18 protein-coding genes and 3 tRNA genes are annotated in these 17,723 nt (G+C 52.6%); 15 read left to right on the forward strand and 6 right to left on the reverse strand.

What is annotated here, in order from left to right:
• Window position 1: 1 nt before the first annotated feature.
• Window positions 2-958 (reverse strand): ATP-grasp domain-containing protein, encoded by a 957-nt coding sequence (locus FOC35_RS17285; RefSeq protein WP_172569611.1) that lies wholly within the window; start codon window positions 956-958, stop codon window positions 2-4.
• Between the two features lie 391 nt (window positions 959-1,349).
• Here FOC35_RS17285 and fliA point away from each other — a divergent pair, with 391 nt between their 5' ends.
• The 6 genes from fliA to tcyN all read left to right on the forward strand — a co-directional run bounded on the left by fliA (window position 1,350) and on the right by tcyN (window position 6,100).
• Window positions 1,350-2,069, forward strand: coding sequence for an RNA polymerase sigma factor FliA (gene fliA, locus FOC35_RS17290; protein WP_039898361.1), 720 nt, complete (start codon window positions 1,350-1,352; stop codon window positions 2,067-2,069).
• Window positions 2,070-2,107: 38 nt separating this feature from the next.
• The gene (fliZ, locus tag FOC35_RS17295; protein WP_016537024.1) at window positions 2,108-2,653 is read left to right on the forward strand and encodes a flagella biosynthesis regulatory protein FliZ; all 546 of its coding nucleotides are present in this window, start codon (window positions 2,108-2,110) and stop codon (window positions 2,651-2,653) included.
• An 85-nt stretch (window positions 2,654-2,738) separates the two neighbouring features.
• A complete protein-coding gene (gene tcyJ, locus FOC35_RS17300; protein ID WP_172569612.1) occupies window positions 2,739-3,539 on the forward strand; it encodes a cystine ABC transporter substrate-binding protein in 801 nt (266 codons plus the stop codon).
• A gap of 117 nt (window positions 3,540-3,656) precedes the next feature.
• Complete coding sequence (gene dcyD / locus FOC35_RS17305; RefSeq protein WP_172569613.1) at window positions 3,657-4,643, forward strand: D-cysteine desulfhydrase; 987 nt, start codon at window positions 3,657-3,659, stop codon at window positions 4,641-4,643.
• A gap of 39 nt (window positions 4,644-4,682) precedes the next feature.
• On the forward strand, window positions 4,683-5,351 hold the full coding sequence (tcyL, locus tag FOC35_RS17310) for a cystine ABC transporter permease (RefSeq protein WP_016537021.1): 669 nt from the start codon (window positions 4,683-4,685) through the stop codon (window positions 5,349-5,351).
• Window positions 5,348-6,100, forward strand: coding sequence for an L-cystine ABC transporter ATP-binding protein TcyN (tcyN, locus tag FOC35_RS17315; protein ID WP_172569614.1), 753 nt, complete (start codon window positions 5,348-5,350; stop codon window positions 6,098-6,100). The genes tcyL and tcyN overlap by 4 nt, the downstream gene beginning before the upstream one ends.
• Window positions 6,101-6,130: 30 nt before the next feature.
• Here tcyN and FOC35_RS17320 read toward each other — a convergent pair whose 3' ends face one another.
• The gene (locus FOC35_RS17320) at window positions 6,131-7,489 is read right to left on the reverse strand and encodes a CoA transferase (protein WP_172569615.1); all 1,359 of its coding nucleotides are present in this window, start codon (window positions 7,487-7,489) and stop codon (window positions 6,131-6,133) included.
• A 153-nt stretch (window positions 7,490-7,642) separates the two neighbouring features.
• Between FOC35_RS17320 and sdiA the strand changes: the two genes are divergently transcribed.
• Window positions 7,643-8,365, forward strand: coding sequence for a transcriptional regulator SdiA (gene sdiA, locus FOC35_RS17325; protein ID WP_172570391.1), 723 nt, complete (start codon window positions 7,643-7,645; stop codon window positions 8,363-8,365).
• 67 nt (window positions 8,366-8,432) lie between these two features.
• Here sdiA and FOC35_RS17330 read toward each other — a convergent pair whose 3' ends face one another.
• On the reverse strand, window positions 8,433-8,657 hold the full coding sequence (locus FOC35_RS17330; RefSeq protein WP_016537017.1) for a DUF2594 family protein: 225 nt from the start codon (window positions 8,655-8,657) through the stop codon (window positions 8,433-8,435).
• Between the two features lie 482 nt (window positions 8,658-9,139).
• Between FOC35_RS17330 and uvrY the strand changes: the two genes are divergently transcribed.
• From uvrY to FOC35_RS17360, 6 genes are all read left to right on the forward strand, one after another.
• Window positions 9,140-9,796, forward strand: a complete 657-nt coding sequence (uvrY, locus tag FOC35_RS17335; protein WP_038481686.1) for a UvrY/SirA/GacA family response regulator transcription factor — start codon at window positions 9,140-9,142, stop codon at window positions 9,794-9,796.
• The gene (gene uvrC / locus FOC35_RS17340; RefSeq protein ID WP_016537014.1) at window positions 9,789-11,621 is read left to right on the forward strand and encodes an excinuclease ABC subunit UvrC; all 1,833 of its coding nucleotides are present in this window, start codon (window positions 9,789-9,791) and stop codon (window positions 11,619-11,621) included. The genes uvrY and uvrC overlap by 8 nt, the downstream gene beginning before the upstream one ends.
• Window positions 11,622-11,678: 57 nt before the next feature.
• Window positions 11,679-12,227, forward strand: a complete 549-nt coding sequence (pgsA, locus tag FOC35_RS17345) for a CDP-diacylglycerol--glycerol-3-phosphate 3-phosphatidyltransferase (RefSeq protein WP_172569616.1) — start codon at window positions 11,679-11,681, stop codon at window positions 12,225-12,227.
• A gap of 167 nt (window positions 12,228-12,394) precedes the next feature.
• A tRNA-Gly gene (locus tag FOC35_RS17350) sits at window positions 12,395-12,470 on the forward strand.
• Between the two features lie 52 nt (window positions 12,471-12,522).
• Window positions 12,523-12,596: transfer RNA gene (locus FOC35_RS17355), tRNA-Cys, on the forward strand.
• A gap of 11 nt (window positions 12,597-12,607) precedes the next feature.
• Window positions 12,608-12,693, forward strand: a tRNA-Leu gene (locus FOC35_RS17360).
• Between the two features lie 174 nt (window positions 12,694-12,867).
• Here the strand turns inward: FOC35_RS17360 and FOC35_RS17365 are convergent.
• Window positions 12,868-13,881 carry an acyltransferase family protein gene (locus FOC35_RS17365; RefSeq protein WP_371810768.1) on the reverse strand — a complete coding sequence of 338 codons (1,014 nt, stop codon included), beginning with the start codon at window positions 13,879-13,881 and terminating at the stop codon, window positions 12,868-12,870.
• Window positions 13,878-14,537 (reverse strand): SGNH/GDSL hydrolase family protein, encoded by a 660-nt coding sequence (locus FOC35_RS17370; RefSeq protein ID WP_172569617.1) that lies wholly within the window; start codon window positions 14,535-14,537, stop codon window positions 13,878-13,880. The genes FOC35_RS17365 and FOC35_RS17370 overlap by 4 nt, the downstream gene beginning before the upstream one ends.
• Window positions 14,538-15,029: 492 nt before the next feature.
• Here FOC35_RS17370 and FOC35_RS17375 point away from each other — a divergent pair, with 492 nt between their 5' ends.
• Entirely contained in the window at window positions 15,030-15,605 is a 576-nt protein-coding gene (locus FOC35_RS17375) for a UPF0149 family protein (protein ID WP_172569618.1), read from the forward strand.
• Between the two features lie 47 nt (window positions 15,606-15,652).
• On the opposite strand, the gene ftnA is transcribed toward FOC35_RS17375, so the two are convergent.
• Window positions 15,653-16,150, reverse strand: coding sequence for a non-heme ferritin (gene ftnA, locus FOC35_RS17380; protein WP_039898356.1), 498 nt, complete (start codon window positions 16,148-16,150; stop codon window positions 15,653-15,655).
• A 346-nt stretch (window positions 16,151-16,496) separates the two neighbouring features.
• On the opposite strand from ftnA, the gene FOC35_RS17385 reads away from it, so the two are divergent.
• Window positions 16,497-17,678 carry a NupC/NupG family nucleoside CNT transporter gene (locus tag FOC35_RS17385; protein WP_039899342.1) on the forward strand — a complete coding sequence of 394 codons (1,182 nt, stop codon included), beginning with the start codon at window positions 16,497-16,499 and terminating at the stop codon, window positions 17,676-17,678.
• Window positions 17,679-17,723 lie beyond the last annotated feature (45 nt).

Here is a 17,723-nt window from a genome sequence, read left to right on the forward strand (position 1 = left end):
TCTATCCTGTAATTGATTTTTCAGCGACGTAGTGGCGCGTAAATACGGCATTTTGTACCGCAACAGAGGGTTGGATCGGCTGACGGGTAAAGCAATGAATATGGTTAATTATCATGTCGTAGCCCGCCATCACCGAGAACTCGACTCCCGCCGAGAAGCGAGGGTTAATGTCCATCAGGTAATCGCCGGTCTTATGGCGCATAAATTCAATATTGATGCAGCCGTTCAGATCCAGCAGCCGGGCGACGGCGGCGGCTTTTGCAACCAATGCGTCGTCTGGCAATACTTCAACGGTTAGACCGGCCCCGTTGGTGGTACGCAGCAGCTCTTTGCGCGCGATACCTGCCCATGCGCCGGTTTCTTGCTGGCGCACAATATCGATAACGTGGACCTCTCCTGCCAGAAATGGCTGCACGATCCAGTCGTCGCCGTTAAGTCTGGCACTGAGTTCGAGCAGTTCGACTTCAGTCTCAATACGGCGCAGCCCTTCGCTGCTGCGGCCATCCCTGCGCTTGAGAATAACCGGGAAGCCGAGCGCCTGTGGCCGGTAGTCGGCCAGCAGTATCGAGGGCAGCGGCAGAAAGGTATCGTTGCCGGCAAAACGCTGGCTCCAGGCGAATTTGTCCCTGGCAATAGCGATAGACTCCGCGTCCATCAGCGTTAGAGCCGAAGGCGAGCGCAGCCGAGTGCGGTGCAGGGAAAGTACGTCAACTTCAACATCGGTAAGCGGAATAATCAGGTCGATCTCATGGTCGCCACAAATAGCATTGATGCTTTCAATATAGGCTTCGGCATCGGTAGCGCGGGGGACCTGAATGAAAGCGTCAACCCGTTGGGAACAATAAAGCCAGTGGGCAGGATAGATGTCACATCCTATGACGGTATGAGATGCGCGTCTCAACGCATCTATCACGGCGTTAGCGGACATTGAACCTAAAGCCGTAATTAAAATCTTCATTCGGGGAACCTACCTTGTAATCGAACGGGTTCGGGAGGAAAGGGAACCCGTTTTTGGTGCGTAAAGACAACACATATATTAACACTTTAAGATAAAACAAGGCGCACTCAGGCCCGGAATAAAAGGTTTTTTTCCATCTTTTTTGGACGATAGATTGTCCGGCTTAATTAGCGAGGAATAGCTATAGTATGTGGCGTTAATAATTAACAACCAATTGATACTTTTAAGTAAGCCTGAACACGATTTGCCATAGCTTATGGCTAAAATCCTAGAGGTTTATTTCTTCATAACCCCCAAATAACCCCCCATTTCACCCACTATTCTGACGATTAAAACCCCTCCAGAAACGGATAATCATGCCGATAACTCAATTAACGCAGGGCTGTTTATCGTGAATTCACTGTATACCGCTGAAGGTGTAATGGATAAACACTCGCTGTGGCAGCGTTATGTACCGCTTGTGCGTCACGAAGCATTGCGCCTGCAGGTACGTCTGCCGGCGAGTGTAGAGCTTGACGATCTGCTACAGGCAGGCGGCATCGGGTTGTTGAATGCAGTCGAACGTTACGATGCCCTGCAGGGAACGGCATTTACTACCTACGCGGTGCAACGCATCCGTGGGGCGATGCTTGATGAATTGCGCAGCCGTGACTGGGTGCCGCGAAGCGTCAGGCGTAACGCCCGCGGCGTGGCACAGGCGATTGGTCAACTGGAGCAGGAGCTGGGGCGCAACGCTACCGAGACGGAAGTCGCGGAGCGGCTGGAGATCCCACTCGACGAGTATCGCCAGATGTTGCTCGACACAAACAATAGCCAACTCTTCTCTTATGACGAGTGGCGTGAAGAGCACGGCGATAGTATCGAACTGGTCACCGAGGAACATCAGCAGGCAAACCCGCTGCAGCAATTACTGGACAGTAATTTGCGCCAGCGCGTGATGGAAGCCATTGAAGCTTTACCGGAACGCGAACAACTGGTGCTGACGCTGTATTACCAGGAAGAGCTGAATCTTAAAGAGATTGGCGCGGTGCTTGACGTTGGTGAGTCGAGGGTGAGCCAGCTGCATAGCCAGGCGATTAAGCGCTTGCGCACCAAATTGGGTAAGTTGTAAGGAGTGCCGCACAATTATCTGACGACCTGGGAATTATCATGACGGTGCAGCAGTCAAAAAGACGGCCATTAAGCCGCTATCTCAAAGATTTCAAACACACCCAGACACATTGTGCACATTGCAGCAAGCTTCTTGACCGTATCACGCTGACGCGTAGCGGGGTCATTATTAATAAAGCCACCATTGCTCAACTGGATACCTTAATTGACGAGGCCACCTGGCTTATCGAGCAAAAGGAATGGGTTGCGCTGTGTCGTTTTTGTGGCGATTTGCACTGCAAAGAACAAAATAATTACTTCGATATTATCGGTTTCAAGCAATATCTCTTTGAGCAAACCGAAATGAGCCACGGGACGATACGTGAGTATGTGGTGCGCCTGCGTCGCCTTGGCAACCATTTAAGCGAAAATAAAGTCCCGCTTCCCGGCTCGCCGCAAGGGCTGCTGGATGAAACTCTGGATGCCTGGTTGCCGAGAACCAGCACCAATAACTACCGCATTGCATTGCGAAAGTATTGGCAATTTCAGGTGCAGGGGTATGCGATCCCGCGTCAGGAAATTAGCGCAACTTCCGATATATACTAAATTTGCATAAGTTGTAGCGGACTGGTTTTGATATATCCCGGGCCGGGCCGCTACACTACAAAAAATGTAAATTATCGGGGTAAACATGAAACTAGCAATGGCAGGGCGTCAGGCGCTGATGGGCGTACTGGCAGTGGCGCTGGTGGCTGGCGCCAGCGTAAAAACCTTCGCGGCAGAAAACCTTCTTAATAAAGTCAAAGAGCGCGGCACGCTGCTGGTTGGCCTGGAAGGCACCTATCCTCCGTTCAGCTTCCAGGGCGATGACGGCAAGCTCACCGGCTTTGAAGTCGAATTTGCCGAGCAGCTGGCTCAGCATCTTGGCGTTAAAGCGGCGCTGAAACCCACTAAATGGGACGGCATGCTGGCATCTTTAGACTCCAAACGTATCGACGTGGTCATTAACCAGGTCACTATCTCCGAAGAACGTAAGAAAAAATACGACTTCTCCACGCCTTATACCGTTTCCGGTATTCAGGCGCTGGTTAAAAAAGGCAATGAAGGCGGCATTAAAACCGCAGCTGACCTCAAAGGTAAAAAAGTGGGTGTGGGCCTCGGAACTAACTACGAGCAGTGGCTGCGTGAAAACGTGCCGGGCGTAGATATTCGTACCTATGATGATGACCCAACCAAATATCAGGATCTGCGCGTAGGCCGTATTGACGCTATTCTGGTTGACCGCCTTGCCGCGCTGGATCTTGTCAAGAAAACTAAAGATACGCTGGCGGTAGCGGGCGACGCATTCTCCCGTCAGGAATCAGGCGTTGCCGTGCGTAAAGGCAATGAAGATCTGCTGAAGGCCATCGATGCGGCTATCGCTGAGATGCAGAAAGACGGCTCTCTGGCGAAGCTTTCCGATAAGTGGTTTGGCGCTGACGTGACTAAATAGCGTTCGCTCACCGTAAAAAGGTGCTGATTTCAGCACCTTTTTTATTTACCGGGGCGGGGCAACGTGCTTGTCTGGTGCATAATGAAACTGGATATCGCTATCGGCTCAGGAGGCCCTATGTCACTGCATCATTTAACGCGTTTTCCGCGTCTGGAATTTATCGGCGCGCCTACTCCGCTGGAATACCTGCCGCGCTTTTCTGATTATCTTGGCCGCGAAATCTATATTAAACGTGATGATGTTACGCCGATGGCTATGGGCGGCAATAAGCTGCGTAAGCTTGAGTTCCTTGCGGCTGACGCACTGCGCGAAGGTGCCGACACGCTGGTCACCGCGGGGGCTATTCAGTCGAACCATGTGCGCCAGACTGCGGCGGTAGCGGCTAAGCTGGGCTTAAACTGCGTGGCGCTGCTGGAAAACCCCATCGGTACCAGCGCGCCAAACTACCTGACCAACGGTAACCGTCTGCTGCTCGACTTGTTTAATGTTGAAGTTGAAATGTGTGAGGCGTTAAGCGCCCCGGACAAGCAGCTTGAAGAGATTGCCGTTCGCCTGGAGGCTCAGGGGTTCCGCCCTTATGTTATTCCGGTTGGCGGTTCTAACGCCTTGGGTGCGCTGGGTTATGTTGAAAGCGCGCTGGAAATTGCTCAGCAGTGTGAGGACGCGGTTAATCTGTCCTCCGTAGTCGTTGCTTCCGGCAGCGCCGGTACTCATGCGGGCCTCGCGGTTGGCCTTGAGCAACTGATGCCGGACGTAGAGCTTATTGGCGTAACGGTTTCAAGAACCGTCGCGCAGCAGAAACCAAAGGTTATTGCGCTGCAACAGGCGGTTGCCCAGTCTCTTGAGGTCAGCGCTACCAGCGACATCATCCTATGGGACGACTATTTCGCGCCGGGTTACGGTACGCCGAACGATGAAGGCATGGAGGCGGTAAAACTGCTTGCCAGGCTGGAAGGGATCCTGCTCGATCCGGTTTATACCGGTAAGGCAATGGCCGGGCTTATCGACGGCGTGGCGCAAAAAAGATTTAAGGATCAGGGCCCGATAGTCTTTATTCATACCGGCGGCGCGCCCGCGTTGTTTGCTTATCATCCGCACCTGTAGAGGGCGGAGCAGGGCAAGACTTGATAATCAGGAACCATAATGCAAGAAAGTCTGCAACTGGTGCTGGACTCGGCACCTTATCTGCTCAAAGGGGCAGTTTTTACCCTGGAGCTGAGTATCGGCGGGATGTTCTTCGGCCTGATCCTCGGTTTTATGCTGGCGCTGATGCGCCTGTCTTCGTTTTTACCGTTCTCGCTGCTGTCGCGCTTTTATGTGTCGATTTTTCGCGGCACGCCGCTCATCGCCCAGCTGTTTATGATTTATTACGGGTTGCCGCAGTTTGGCATCGAGCTGGATCCTATTCCATCGGCGATGATTGGCCTGTCGTTAAATACCGCAGCTTATGCGTCAGAAACGCTGCGCGCGGCTATTTCGTCCATTGATAAAGGGCAGTGGGAAGCGGCTGCAAGTATCGGTATGACGCGCGGGCAGGCGTTGCGCAGGGCTATTTTACCTCAGTCCTTGCGCGTGGCGTTGCCGCCTCTCGGGAATAGCTTTATCAGCCTGGTAAAAGATACTTCTCTGGCGGCGACGATTCAGGTGCCGGAGCTGTTCCGCCAGGCGCAGCTGATTACCTCCCGCACCCTGGAGGTGTTTACTATGTATCTTGCCGCCTCGCTGGTTTATTGGGTGATGGCGACGGTGCTCTCCTCGCTGCAAAATTATTTCGAAAACCAGCTTAATCGCCAGGACAGGGAGCCGAAATGAGCGCCATCGATATCAAAAAACTGGTGAAAAAGTTCCACGGTGTGACCGTGCTGCACGGCATAAATCTCGAGGTGAAACCGGGTGAAGTGGTGGCGATCATCGGTCCAAGCGGCTCCGGTAAGACCACGCTATTGCGCAGCATCAACCTGCTTGAAGAGCCGGAAAGCGGCACGATTCAGGTAGGCGATATTGTTATTGACGCCGCCCGGCCGTTGGCAAAACAGAAAGAGAAAATCCGCGAACTGCGCCAGCAGGTGGGTTTTGTATTCCAGAACTTCAATCTTTTCCCGCATCGCACGGTGCTGGAAAACATAATTGAAGGTCCGGTCATCGTTAAGGGTGAGCCGAAAGAGCAGGCGATTGCTATGGCCCGCGAGCTACTGGTAAAAGTCGGCCTGAGCGGGAAAGAAACCAGCTATCCGCGCCGTTTATCCGGCGGGCAGCAGCAGCGTGTCGCCATTGCCCGCGCCCTGGCGATGCGCCCGGAAGTTATCCTGTTTGATGAACCAACCTCGGCGCTTGACCCTGAGCTGGTGGGAGAGGTGCTGAGCACTATTCGCCAACTGGCGGAAGAGAAGCGCACCATGGTTATCGTCACCCATGAGATGAGCTTTGCCCGGGACGTTGCCGACCGGGCAATATTTATGGATCAGGGGAAGATTGTAGAGCAGGGGCCGGCAAAAGAACTTTTTGCCAACCCTCAGCAGCCCCGCACGCGGCAATTTCTGGATAAGTTTCTCGCTCGCTAAAAGGCCCGTTGCCCGGCGCGGGCCATTGCTTTACCAGCCGGGAGAACCAGATCCCAAAGCCACCGGCGGAGTAGCCCAGGCGAGCGGTGTACCGGCCAGCATCAGCGGGAATTTAAGGCGGCTTCCGCAGCCGAAGACCGACCACTCCATCAGCGGCTGTAGGTCCCGTTTATTTATTGCGGCAAGCGGCCGCTGTTCTCCAACATCGTAGGCGAGCAGCATTGCGGCGGTGCGGGCAAGGGAAAGCCGGGCGCTGTAGCCCCGGTGCTGCTCTTGCCTTATTTTTAGCCCCCGAAGTACGGCGGCGGCCATCAGATAGCCGGTGGCGTGATCCAGCGCCTGAACCGGCAGCGGGTGAGGCCTGAGGGCATTTTGCCAGCGCTGGCCCGCTTCGGCGATTCCGCAGGCCATTTGCACCAGGCTGTCGAACCCTCGCCTGTTACGCCAGGGGCCGGTCCAGCCCCAGGCATTGAGCGAAACGTCAATCAGGCCCGGAGATATCGCCTGGCGGTTTTGTTCGTCGAAGCCCAGCGCTTCAAGGGCGTCCGAGCGGTATCCGTGCACCAGCACGTCGGCCTCACAAAGCAGGGCTTTAAATTGTTCGCGTTCCGCTGCGGATTTGAGATCAAGGCGGGCGCATTTTTTACCGAGAGTGACTTCCTCGGCAAGGGTGGGCTCTTCCCAGCCCGGTGGGTCGAGGCGTAAAACCGTTGCGCCAAGACCGGCAAGAAAACGAGTGGCCACCGGCCCGGCAATAATCCGGGTCAGATCGAGTACCTTTATGCCCGCCAGCGGGCGAGCAACGGGAAGATGCATTTTTATACGTGGCGCTTCGTCGTGCAGGTTCTGCCAGAATAAGGGTTCTGCGGCCACGGTTTTACCGTGTGGGTGGCTAAGCCATTCATCGCGGCTGAGCATCGCGGCGGCGCAGCCACCGGCGTTAACCACAGCCTGTTCAAGCTCGCCTTTTTTCCAGCCAGCTACCTGCCGGGCGAGCGCGCTTTTGTTCTCGCTGATGCCGAGGATCTGTTCCATCGCCTTGCGGTGGTGGGGCGCATTGGTATGCAGCCTGATCCAGCCGTCTCGCGTTGCGTAATCTCCGGCGAATTCGTCCCACAGGGCAGCCGGCGCGCGGTTAATCGGCATATGGCTCGAGGAAAACCAAAATGAGGCTAGCCTCTGGTCGAGATACATCGGGGCATCGGGGCGTGATAACAAATCTCTCAGGGCTATCCCTGCGGCGGCGATGCTTGCCGTCGCCAGCCCGGTGACCGGGAAGCAGGAAGGTAATTCACCTTCTCCGCCGACGATAACGGGAAGCATAGGCGTCTTCAGCCCGAGGGCGTTTATCATTGCGGTAAGAAGAGGGGAAAACGCAGAGGTAACCATACTCAGCTCCAGTAAATTTTTCCTGACATTCGTTATAACCGAAGAATTGTGCGATCCAGACAATAAATATCATCAATAACTTTAATAAATGTGTTAGCGTATTACATTCTATTAATGAATTCATTTTTAGCGCCAGGAGACACGCCAGATATAATGCTGGATCGCGACTTTTTTAGCTGGCGACGGGATATGCTCGAGCAATTCCTGTCAATTACTCAAGCCAGCGAATTACAAACTTTAGTTCAACGACAAACTCAGCAGCTTGAGTTTGATTATTTTTCACTGTGTGTCCGGCACCCGGTGCCTTTTACCCGGCCTAAATTATCGCTGCAAAGTTCTTATCCGCAAAAATGGCTGGATTGTTATGTCAGCGAAAATTATTTCGCCGTCGATCCGGTGCTTAAACAGGCTAGCTTTATACGCGGGGAAATAATCTGGAGTGACGCATTATTTGCCGATGCCAGAGACCTTTGGGACGCCGCACGCGACCACGGGCTGGCTTCTGGCCGATCGCTTTGTGTGATGGCGCCTAACCGCGCAGCAGGTTTCTTCTCCGTGTCACGGACGTCGATTCGCTCAGAGCTGATGCCGGATGATGAACTTGGATTGCGTCTTAATTACCTGGCGGAACTGAGTTTATCAACCATGGCTCGCCTGGAAGATCCGGCGCTGGAAATGCTGGAAATGAAGCTTAGCAAGCGTGAACGTGAGATTTTGCAATGGACGGGGGAAGGGAAAACCTCGGCGGAAATCGCTATTATTTTGTCTATTTCTGAGAATACGGTGAATTTCCACCAGAAGAATATGCAGAAGAAATTTAATGCCCCTAACAAAACGCAGATTGCGTGTTATGCGGCGGCGATGGGGATTATCTAAGCACAATACAGCAGTGTGCGTCAGGCGCTGACGGCTGGCGAAACGCTACTTGCCAGCCGCCCCCGGCTTATTGACGGTAAGCCTGTTTAATTTGCTTAACGGTATTAGTGAATACCTCAGCCTGAGTTTGGTCTTCCAGTTGAGCGATTTGCTTTTCCATTTTCAGGATAACTCGGCCCGCATCAGCCTGGCCCATAGCCTGAAGCATCAGGGTTAACAGCGTTTTCATACAGGCAACTTCTTGCGCCAGTTCGCTGGTGTTTTCGGCTGTGGAAAAATCAGGAGTGCTCATTTACTTTCCTCAATGCTTAGTTAGTTCGCTGCCATTATGCACAGTGATATTCATACGGCGGCGGAGTATAGCATAAGCTTTGGCAAAGTTATTCATGTTAAGGCAGGGGAAAGCGTTCAATGTTTATGGTAATAAACAATGAAGCGCTGTTGCTTATTAGCCGCACTCATTTTTATGGAAAAAACAAATTGTTTTACTGTCGTTTAATCAGTGTTAAATAAGGCAGGAGAATAAGAAGATTATTCTCCCTCGTGCCCAATTGGGATAATAAGCTGTGTTTTATTGTCGGGTAATAGGCTGTCGTCAGGGTGTGAAGAAAGTTGACGCATGCCACAGAAATGCCATCGAAAGTAAAGATATATTCTTCGTGTGGTTAGCAAAATGTTGCTGGCTGCAATTTGGATTTTAATGTGGCCTGAAAAAAGCTAATATATGCCTCAATTAGCTATCAGCAGCGTTATCCCCTTCTGGAGAATAGTCCTTTGATCAACGTTCTTCTTGTTGATGACCACGAACTGGTGCGCGCAGGGATACGACGCATTCTTGAAGAGATTAAGGGCATCAAAGTCTCGGGTGAAGCGAACTGCGGCGAGGATGCCATCAAATGGTGCCGCAGCAATCCGGTCGATGTTGTCTTAATGGATATGAATATGCCGGGCATCGGCGGCCTGGAAGCCACCCGCAAAATTGCGCGTTACTCTTCAGATATCAAAGTTATCATGTTGACTATCCATACCGAAAACCCATTACCTGCCAAAGTGATGCAGGCGGGCGCGGCTGGTTATTTGAGTAAAGGAGCGGCGCCGCAGGATGTGGTGAACGCTATTCGCTCGGTTAATGCGGGGCAGCGCTACATCGCCTCCGACATCGCGCAGCAGATGGCCCTGAGCCAGATTGAGCCAGAGGCTGAATCCCCGTTTGCCAGTTTGTCTGAGCGTGAATTACAGATTATGCTGATGATAACCAAAGGCCAGAAGGTCAATGAGATCTCTGAGCAGCTTAATCTCAGCCCGAAAACGGTGAACAGCTATCGCTACAGGATGTTTAGTAAATTGAATATCAGCGGCGATGTGGAACTGACTCACCTTGCGATTCGCCACGGGCTATTCAACGCGGAGACGTTAATCAGTAGTGAGTGAAACCTTTGATTCCCGGGCTTTTCTTAAGACGGTAACCAGCAAGCCCGGCGTCTACCGTATGTACGATGCCGGCGGCACCGTTATCTACGTCGGCAAAGCCAAAGACCTGAAAAAACGTCTGTCGAGCTACTTCCGCACTAATCTGGCAAGCCGCAAAACCGAGGCGCTGGTGGCGCTGATCCAGCATATCGACGTGACCGTTACCCACACCGAAACCGAAGCGCTGCTGCTGGAGCACAACTACATCAAGCTCTACCAGCCGCGCTATAACGTGCTGCTGCGTGACGATAAGTCTTATCCCTTTATCTTCCTGAGCGGCGATAGCCACCCGCGGCTTGCTATGCACCGTGGGGCAAAACACGCAAAGGGTGAGTATTTTGGCCCTTTCCCTAACGGCTACGCGGTGCGCGAGACGCTTGCGCTGCTGCAAAAAGTTTTCCCGATTCGTCAGTGTGAAAACAGCGTTTACCGCAACCGTTCGCGCCCGTGCCTTCAGTACCAAATTGGCCGCTGCCTCGGCCCTTGTGTGGCGGGCCTGGTCAGCGAAGAAGAGTACGCCCAGCAGGTTGATTACGTGCGCCTGTTCCTGGCCGGTAAAGACGACCAGGTGTTAACGCAACTGATAGGCCGAATGGAGCAGGCAAGCCAGAACCTGGCGTTCGAAGAGGCCGCAAGGATCCGCGATCAGATCCAGGCCGTGCGGCGCATTACCGAGAAACAGTTTGTTTCGAATACCGGTGACGACCTCGATGTTATCGGCGTATCGTTCGATGCGGGGATGGCCTGTGTTCATGTCCTGTTTATCCGCCAGGGAAAAGTGCTGGGGAGCCGCAGCTATTTCCCGAAGGTTCCGGCCGGAACCGAACTGAACGAAGTGGTGGAAACCTTTGTCGGGCAGTTCTATTTGCAGGGCAGCCAGATGCGAACCTTGCCGGGCGAGATCCTGCTCGACTTCGCCCTGGCTGATAAATCACTGCTGGCGGATTCCCTGAGTGAGTTAGCCGGGCGCAAAGTTAACGTGCAGACGAAACCGCGCGGCGACCGCGCCCGTTACCTGAAGCTGGCTCGTACCAACGCAGCAACGGCATTGGTGACGAAGCTGTCCCAGCAGTCCACCATTCATCAGCGCCTGAAAGCGCTGGCAGAAGTGCTGAAGCTGCCGGAAGTGAAGCGGATGGAATGTTTCGATATCAGCCATACGATGGGCGAGCAAACCGTTGCTTCCTGCGTGGTGTTCGATACCAACGGACCGCTGCGTTCGGAATACCGGCGCTACAATATCACCGGCATTACGCCGGGAGATGACTATGCGGCGATGAATCAGGTACTGCGCCGTCGCTACGGTAAAGCCATCGAGGAAAGTAAAATCCCGGATGTGATTTTGATCGACGGCGGGAAAGGGCAGCTGGGGCAGGCGAAGGCGGTATTTGCCGAGCTGGACGTGCCATGGGACAAGCATCATCCTTTATTGCTCGGTGTGGCAAAAGGCAGCGACCGCAAGGCAGGGCTGGAGACGCTGTTCCTTGAGCCGGAAGGTGAGGGCTTCGCTCTGCCGCCGGATTCACCGGCGCTTCACGTTATTCAACATATCCGCGATGACTCGCACGACCATGCTATCTCCGGGCACCGTAAAAAACGCGCCAAAGTGAAAAGTACCAGTTCGCTGGAGACTATCGAGGGCATTGGGCCTAAGCGCCGCCAGACCCTGCTAAAGTATATGGGCGGATTGCAACCGTTAATCAATGCATCGATAGAGGAAATAGCAAAAGTGCCGGGGATCTCGCAGGCATTGGCAGAAAAGATCTACTACTCGTTGAAACATTAGGGCCTCTGTAGCAACATAGAGACAATTTCCACTTATGACAGATAGTTAACCGGCACTATGCGATTCAATATCCCAACACTGCTCACGCTGTTTCGTGTCATCCTTATCCCATTCTTTGTGCTGGCATTTTATCTGCCGTTCACCTGGGCCCCTTTCCTCTGCGCCTTTATCTTCTGGCTGGCGGCGATTACCGACTGGTTTGACGGTTTCCTGGCGCGGCGCTGGAACCAGAGCACCCGCTTTGGCGCGTTCCTCGACCCGGTGGCGGATAAAGTCATGGTTGTGGTGGCCCTGGTGCTGGTGGCTGAGCACTATCATGCCTGGTGGGTGACCCTGCCTGCGGCAACGATGATCGCCCGCGAGATTATTATCTCCGCGCTGCGTGAATGGATGGCTGAAATCGGCAAACGTAGCCGGGTTGCCGTCTCATGGATAGGTAAAACGAAAACCATGGCGCAGATGCTGGCGCTGATCGGTATGCTGTGGCATCCGAACATGTGGATCGAGTACACCGGGATCGCGCTTTTCTTCATCGCGGCGGTGCTAACTTTCTGGTCAATGTTCCAATATCTTGCTGCCGCACGCGGCGATTTGCTCGAACCGTGATCTATCCGGCGCAAAATTCAGCAAACGATTCGCGGTGTTAGAAAATTTCATTGACTCATTGCGTCAGGTAAGTAGAATGCATCGCATCGAACGGCAGCACGGCTTGCTGGATGATAACAAAATCAAGTGATTAGCTTAACGGCCACCAACAGTCACTTGTACAAATTGCGGGAATAGCTCAGTTGGTAGAGCACGACCTTGCCAAGGTCGGGGTCGCGAGTTCGAGTCTCGTTTCCCGCTCCAGATTTAAGTAATAGATATTTGTCTGTTACAGCCTGCAAAGGCAAGAGATTTTGGCGCGTTAGCAAAGCGGTTATGTAGCGGATTGCAAATCCGTCTAGTCCGGTTCGACTCCGGAACGCGCCTCCAATTTTCCCCGAGCCCGGATGGTGAAATCGGTAGACACAAGGGATTTAAAATCCCTCGGCTTATGGCTGTGCGGGTTCAAGTCCCGCTCCGGGTACCATGGGAATAAAAAGAATAAAATCAATGATAAGCAGTGTCGTGTAAACCACCTTCGGGTGGTTTTTTATTGTCTGCGATTTAGCTAACGCTTTCCCTCGATCTATCCCGCCGCCGGCCTCCCGCAAATAAAAAAGGGAGCGCCGAAAATCACGCTCCCCTTTATTAGTTGGATCTCTCAATAACTGCTGACGATAAACAGCCCGGCTGCGGCCAGCACGTTAATGGATAGCAGCAGCTTGACCGGCGCTCTGCGCTCAACCAGCAGGTAGCTGAGAGTGCCCAGCACGACAGAGGTGACGAGTGCGGCGGCCATCAAGATGCCGGTTATCTGCTTTTCAAAGAAATAGGTAGCGCCGACAATGACCGGCCAGTGCCACAAATAGAGTGAATAAGAGATAAGCCCCAGCGGGGAGAGCGTGGCCAGCAACCTGTTTGCCGGAGCGTTCGGCAGCGCCAGAATTAGAGCCGCAGCCAGGCAGGGCAGTAAAGACCAGGCCGAAGGGCTGGCAAAGGCGTTGTTATACAGCAGGGCGCAGGCGACGATAGCCGCGGTCGCCATACAGTAAAACAGCGAGTTTAGTTTCGAAGACAAGCGAGAGAGCGGTAGCCAGGCAACAATGCCGCCGAGGGCAAACTGCCAGAGTCGGTCTACCAGACCGTAATATCCCATGCTCCAGCTGGACTGCGAGACGGCAAAAGAGATAACCGCGATAGCGATTAGCGTGCCCCAGCGCCTTCCTGCCATACCCAGCAGCAGGATAAGCAGGTAGAACTGCATTTCCAGCGACAGAGACCAGGTGTGCAGGAACGGATAGGCGAGCGACTGTCCGGCAAAATAGCCGACGTTCTGATGAGCCCAAAAATTAGATAAATAAAAGAGGGCGGACATGCCGTTGGAGGCAATATCAGCTCTGTCCCGCGGCAATAGCCACCACAGCATCAGGGCTGAGACCGTTATCACCATGCATAACAGTGCTGGTAATAGGCGTTGTATACGCCTGATCATGAATTTAATCGGGGCGAAAGGCTGCTGCATAAGCGCCATCTTGCTCATGTAATAGCCCGAGATGACGCAAAAAACATCTACCCCAACAAAACCGCCTGAAATCCACCCGGCATGGAAAAACATCACCAGCAGCACGGCCAGCCCGCGCAGCCCGTCAATATCGTGTCGACGTTGAGTAATCAGCTTTTACTCCCGTTCCCGCTTAGTAGCGGCAAAGTTGCGTCCACAATCCCTGCGCCCCAGGCTTTGTAGCTTTTAGGCGTCAGGTGAAGGCCATCTACGGTTTCAACCGCTTTATTTTGCATAAACGACGTGCTGTCGATGTAGGTGCAGGGCTGAACGTGGGATGACAGGAAACCGGTGATACGTTTGGTTGTTTCTTCGGTTTTACCGTAGCGAGGGTTAAACGTACCCCATGTCGGCCCCACCCACAGGCATTTTGTTTTGGCTCCGGCCAGCGCGGCTACGGGTTTCACCTGGTTTTCAATCCAATCGGCAGGGAAAGGGTCTGCGGTGTAGCTGCCAATAGTGTCGCCGTAGATAAACATCACCGCCGTCGGCTGCCATTTATCAATCAGGCTGGCGACGTCCGGGAAGGGAAATGTGGCGGCAGAAGGGTCGGCTATCGGGCCGGTGCCGTTTCTGACTACGCCGCCACAGCCGGTGTCTTTCGGGCCTTTTACCCAACCCGCCGGGCTTGAAGAACACACGCCATAGGTAACAACTTTTGCCCCCATGCTTTCATAGGCTTCGGGTAAAACAGAAAGCAGAGAATCCTTAAATGCGACATGACTGTCGCCCAAAATAAGCAACGTGACGCCGGCAAGTAATGTATTCACGTTTTAAAACTCCCAGAGATGAATCAATAAATTACTAACATTACGTGACAGTAACGTTATTAATTACCAGATAGCGCAAGGTTTTTATGGAGTGACTTTGTACTTAAGGTTGGCATTATCTCACCGCAATTATGCTGTGGCAAAAGCAAATTCCCCAGGCGCGCCTTTCCCATTATATTTTTGTGCCTACTGCCTGTTTTTTATTCTCTAATTGCAAGTGTTTCTGCTTACAGGAATAAATGTCATTCTACAATTAACACTAAACTTTATTCTGGTTACGGGGGTAAGCTTTTGGTGATTGCTGCGGGCGATGACCAGGTTATTCCTGCCGGAATCCCGCAAAAGCTGTATGCTGCGACCCCGGTGCAGATAAATAAAGCCATGCTGATGGACTGTTTATCGCCGGAGTGAAAGCACGGCAATCATTAAGGCCCCGGAGCGGGTAGAATACATCTCATTTTATTAAAAAGAGCTACGCAGAGGAGCCAGCATATGACCCAGGGACCGTTAAACGAAGACGAAATTGTATGGCTTGACGATGTGCTGATGAAGTTCGGGACCACCCATTCCGTCATCGATGTGGCCGAACTGGACGGGCTGCTGACGGCCATCCTGTCCGGCCCGAAAGTGACCGAGCCAGCAACCGTGCTGAGAGCAGTATGGGGAGGCGATGCCGAGCCAGAGTGGGAAAATGCCGACGAGTTAACCCGTTTTAACGTGCTGGTATTCCAGCATATGAACGATATTGCCGAGCGTCTTGCCGGGTATCCCGAGCAGTTTGAGCCGCTGTTTGGCACCGACGAAGTGGATGGGCGTGAAATTACCATCGTTGAGGAGTGGTGCTACGGCTATATGCGCGGCGTTGCTCTGGAACAGTGGCCTGCGCTCCCGGCAACGCTGCAACCTGCGCTTGAAGCCATTGCTTTACATGGTCTTGAAGAGAATCTGGAGAAGTTTGACACGCTGTCGCCGGAGGCATTCTGGGCGAGTATCGAAGCGATTAAACCGGTTGCATTGGAACTGTACGGCTACTGGCACAGCCAGCGCGACGGCGGGGCGTTACACTAAGATAAAACATCAGCAGGCCGCAGTGGCCTGCTGAGTAACAGCGACAATTAAGCCTGGGTGTCCAGGGTTGCCAGCTCTTTGTCGATGAAGTACAGGCCTTCACCGCTTTTGCCCACCAGGCTGAGTTTATCCAGTACGGATTTAAACAGCTTCTCTTCTTCATGCTGCTCGGCAACATACCACTGCAGGAAATTAAAGGTTGGGTAATCCTGGGAGATCATCGCTGAGTGGGTCAGCTCATTAATCTGACGAGTAATTAACTGCTCGTGTTCGTAAGTCGCTTTAAATAACTCATCAAGAGAGGCGTACTCTAAATATGGAGACGCAATGGCGTTAATGCGCGGCATATTTCCGGTGTCGCTTAAATATGCGAACAGGCGCTGCATATGTTCCATCTCTTCCTGTGCATGGCGACGCAGGAACGCGGCCGCTCCCTCAAAGCTGTGATAACTGCACCAAGCGCTCATCTGCTGGTAGAGCAGCGAGGAGTAGAGTTCGAGGTTCATCTGCTCGTTCAGTTTTTCGATCATTTCCGTCTTCAGCATCACAGGCTCCATAAATTGTGGGGGCGTTAATGGCGCTACTTTAATTATTTATTTTTACGAATGCAAAGGAATTGTTAATTATATTAGTGTAATGAGAATGGTTGTTACTATTATTTTATTTCTGAAGAAATGAATTAATAATGAGAATTAATCGTGTTTCGTTTTTACTGTTTATTTGCTCTGAAATTTTATTTTCTCTGCAATATTTAACGTTAAAAATAGTAACCATGCTAAGTGTAAGTCTATGCTGTCATTGGAAAAACTTATGGTTAAATATTCTTATGGCCACCATTTACCTCGCGCGGAGGCTGTGGCTAAATATCTTTCTTTCAAAATTAGACTGCACATGAATATCCTTCATTTTCTACTCGCACTTTTTGTCATTATGGGACTGGCGTGGCTGGTGAGCTTCGATCGTAAGACCATTCGCATCCGCTATTTGTTACAACTTGTCGTTATTGAAGGCCTGCTGGCTTTCTTCTTCCTGCACTCCGACAGCGGTCTGTGGGTGATTAACGGCGTATCCGGCTTCTTTGGGCACCTTCTGACCTTTGCCGGGCAGGGGAGTGACTTTGTGTTCGGCGGTATGAGCAAGGCCGGGCTGGCGTTTATCTTCCTCGGCGTGCTGTGCCCGATTATCTTCATCTCCGCCCTTATAGGGATTTTGCAGCACTTCCGCATTCTGCCGATTATTATCCGCATTGTGGGCACGCTGCTTTCTAAAGTTAACGGTCTCGGCAAACTGGAGTCGTTTAACGCCGTCAGCTCGCTTATCCTGGGCCAGTCGGAAAACTTCATTGCGTATAAAGGCGTGCTTGGGGATCTCAGCTCCCGCCGTCTGTTCACCATGGCGGCTACGGCGATGTCCACCGTTTCGCTGTCTATTGTCGGCGCGTACATGACGATGCTGGAGCCGAAGTATGTTGTGGCGGCGCTGATCCTCAATATGTTCAGCACCTTCATTATTGTGTCGATAATTAACCCGACAAGCCCGGGCGATGAACCCGAAATCAAGCTTGAGAAACTGCACGAATCGCAGAGTTTCTTTGAGATGCTGGGGGAGTACATCCTTGCCGGTTTCAAAGTAGCGATGATAATTCTGGCGATGCTGATTGGTTTTATTGCCCTGATTAGCGCCATCAACGCGCTGTTCGCGACGGTGTTCGGCCTGAGCTTCCAGCAGATCCTCGGCTACGTGTTTTACCCGTTTGCCTGGCTGGTAGGCATTCCAGCGCCGGATGCTTTGAAAGCCGCCGGTATTATGGCGACCAAGCTGGTGGCGAATGAATTTGTGGCGATGATTGAGCTGCAAAAAATCATGGCGACGCTGACGCCGCGCGGTTTGGGGATCTTATCTGTATTCCTGGTGTCGTTTGCCAACTTTGCGTCAATCGGCATCGTAGCCGGGGCAATTAAAGGCCTGAATGAAAAACAGGGCAATGTTGTTTCTCGCTTTGGCCTGCGCCTTGTTTATGGCGCGACGCTTGTCAGCCTGCTGTCTGCGGCATTTGCCGGGCTGGTGCTGTAAATAAAAAACGGCGGGGAAACCCGCCGTTTGTTTAACGTTATCTCG

Origin of the sequence: Cedecea sp. FDAARGOS_727 (assembly GCF_012273235.1) — a bacterium.
Lineage (GTDB): Bacteria > Pseudomonadota > Gammaproteobacteria > Enterobacterales > Enterobacteriaceae > Cedecea > Cedecea davisae.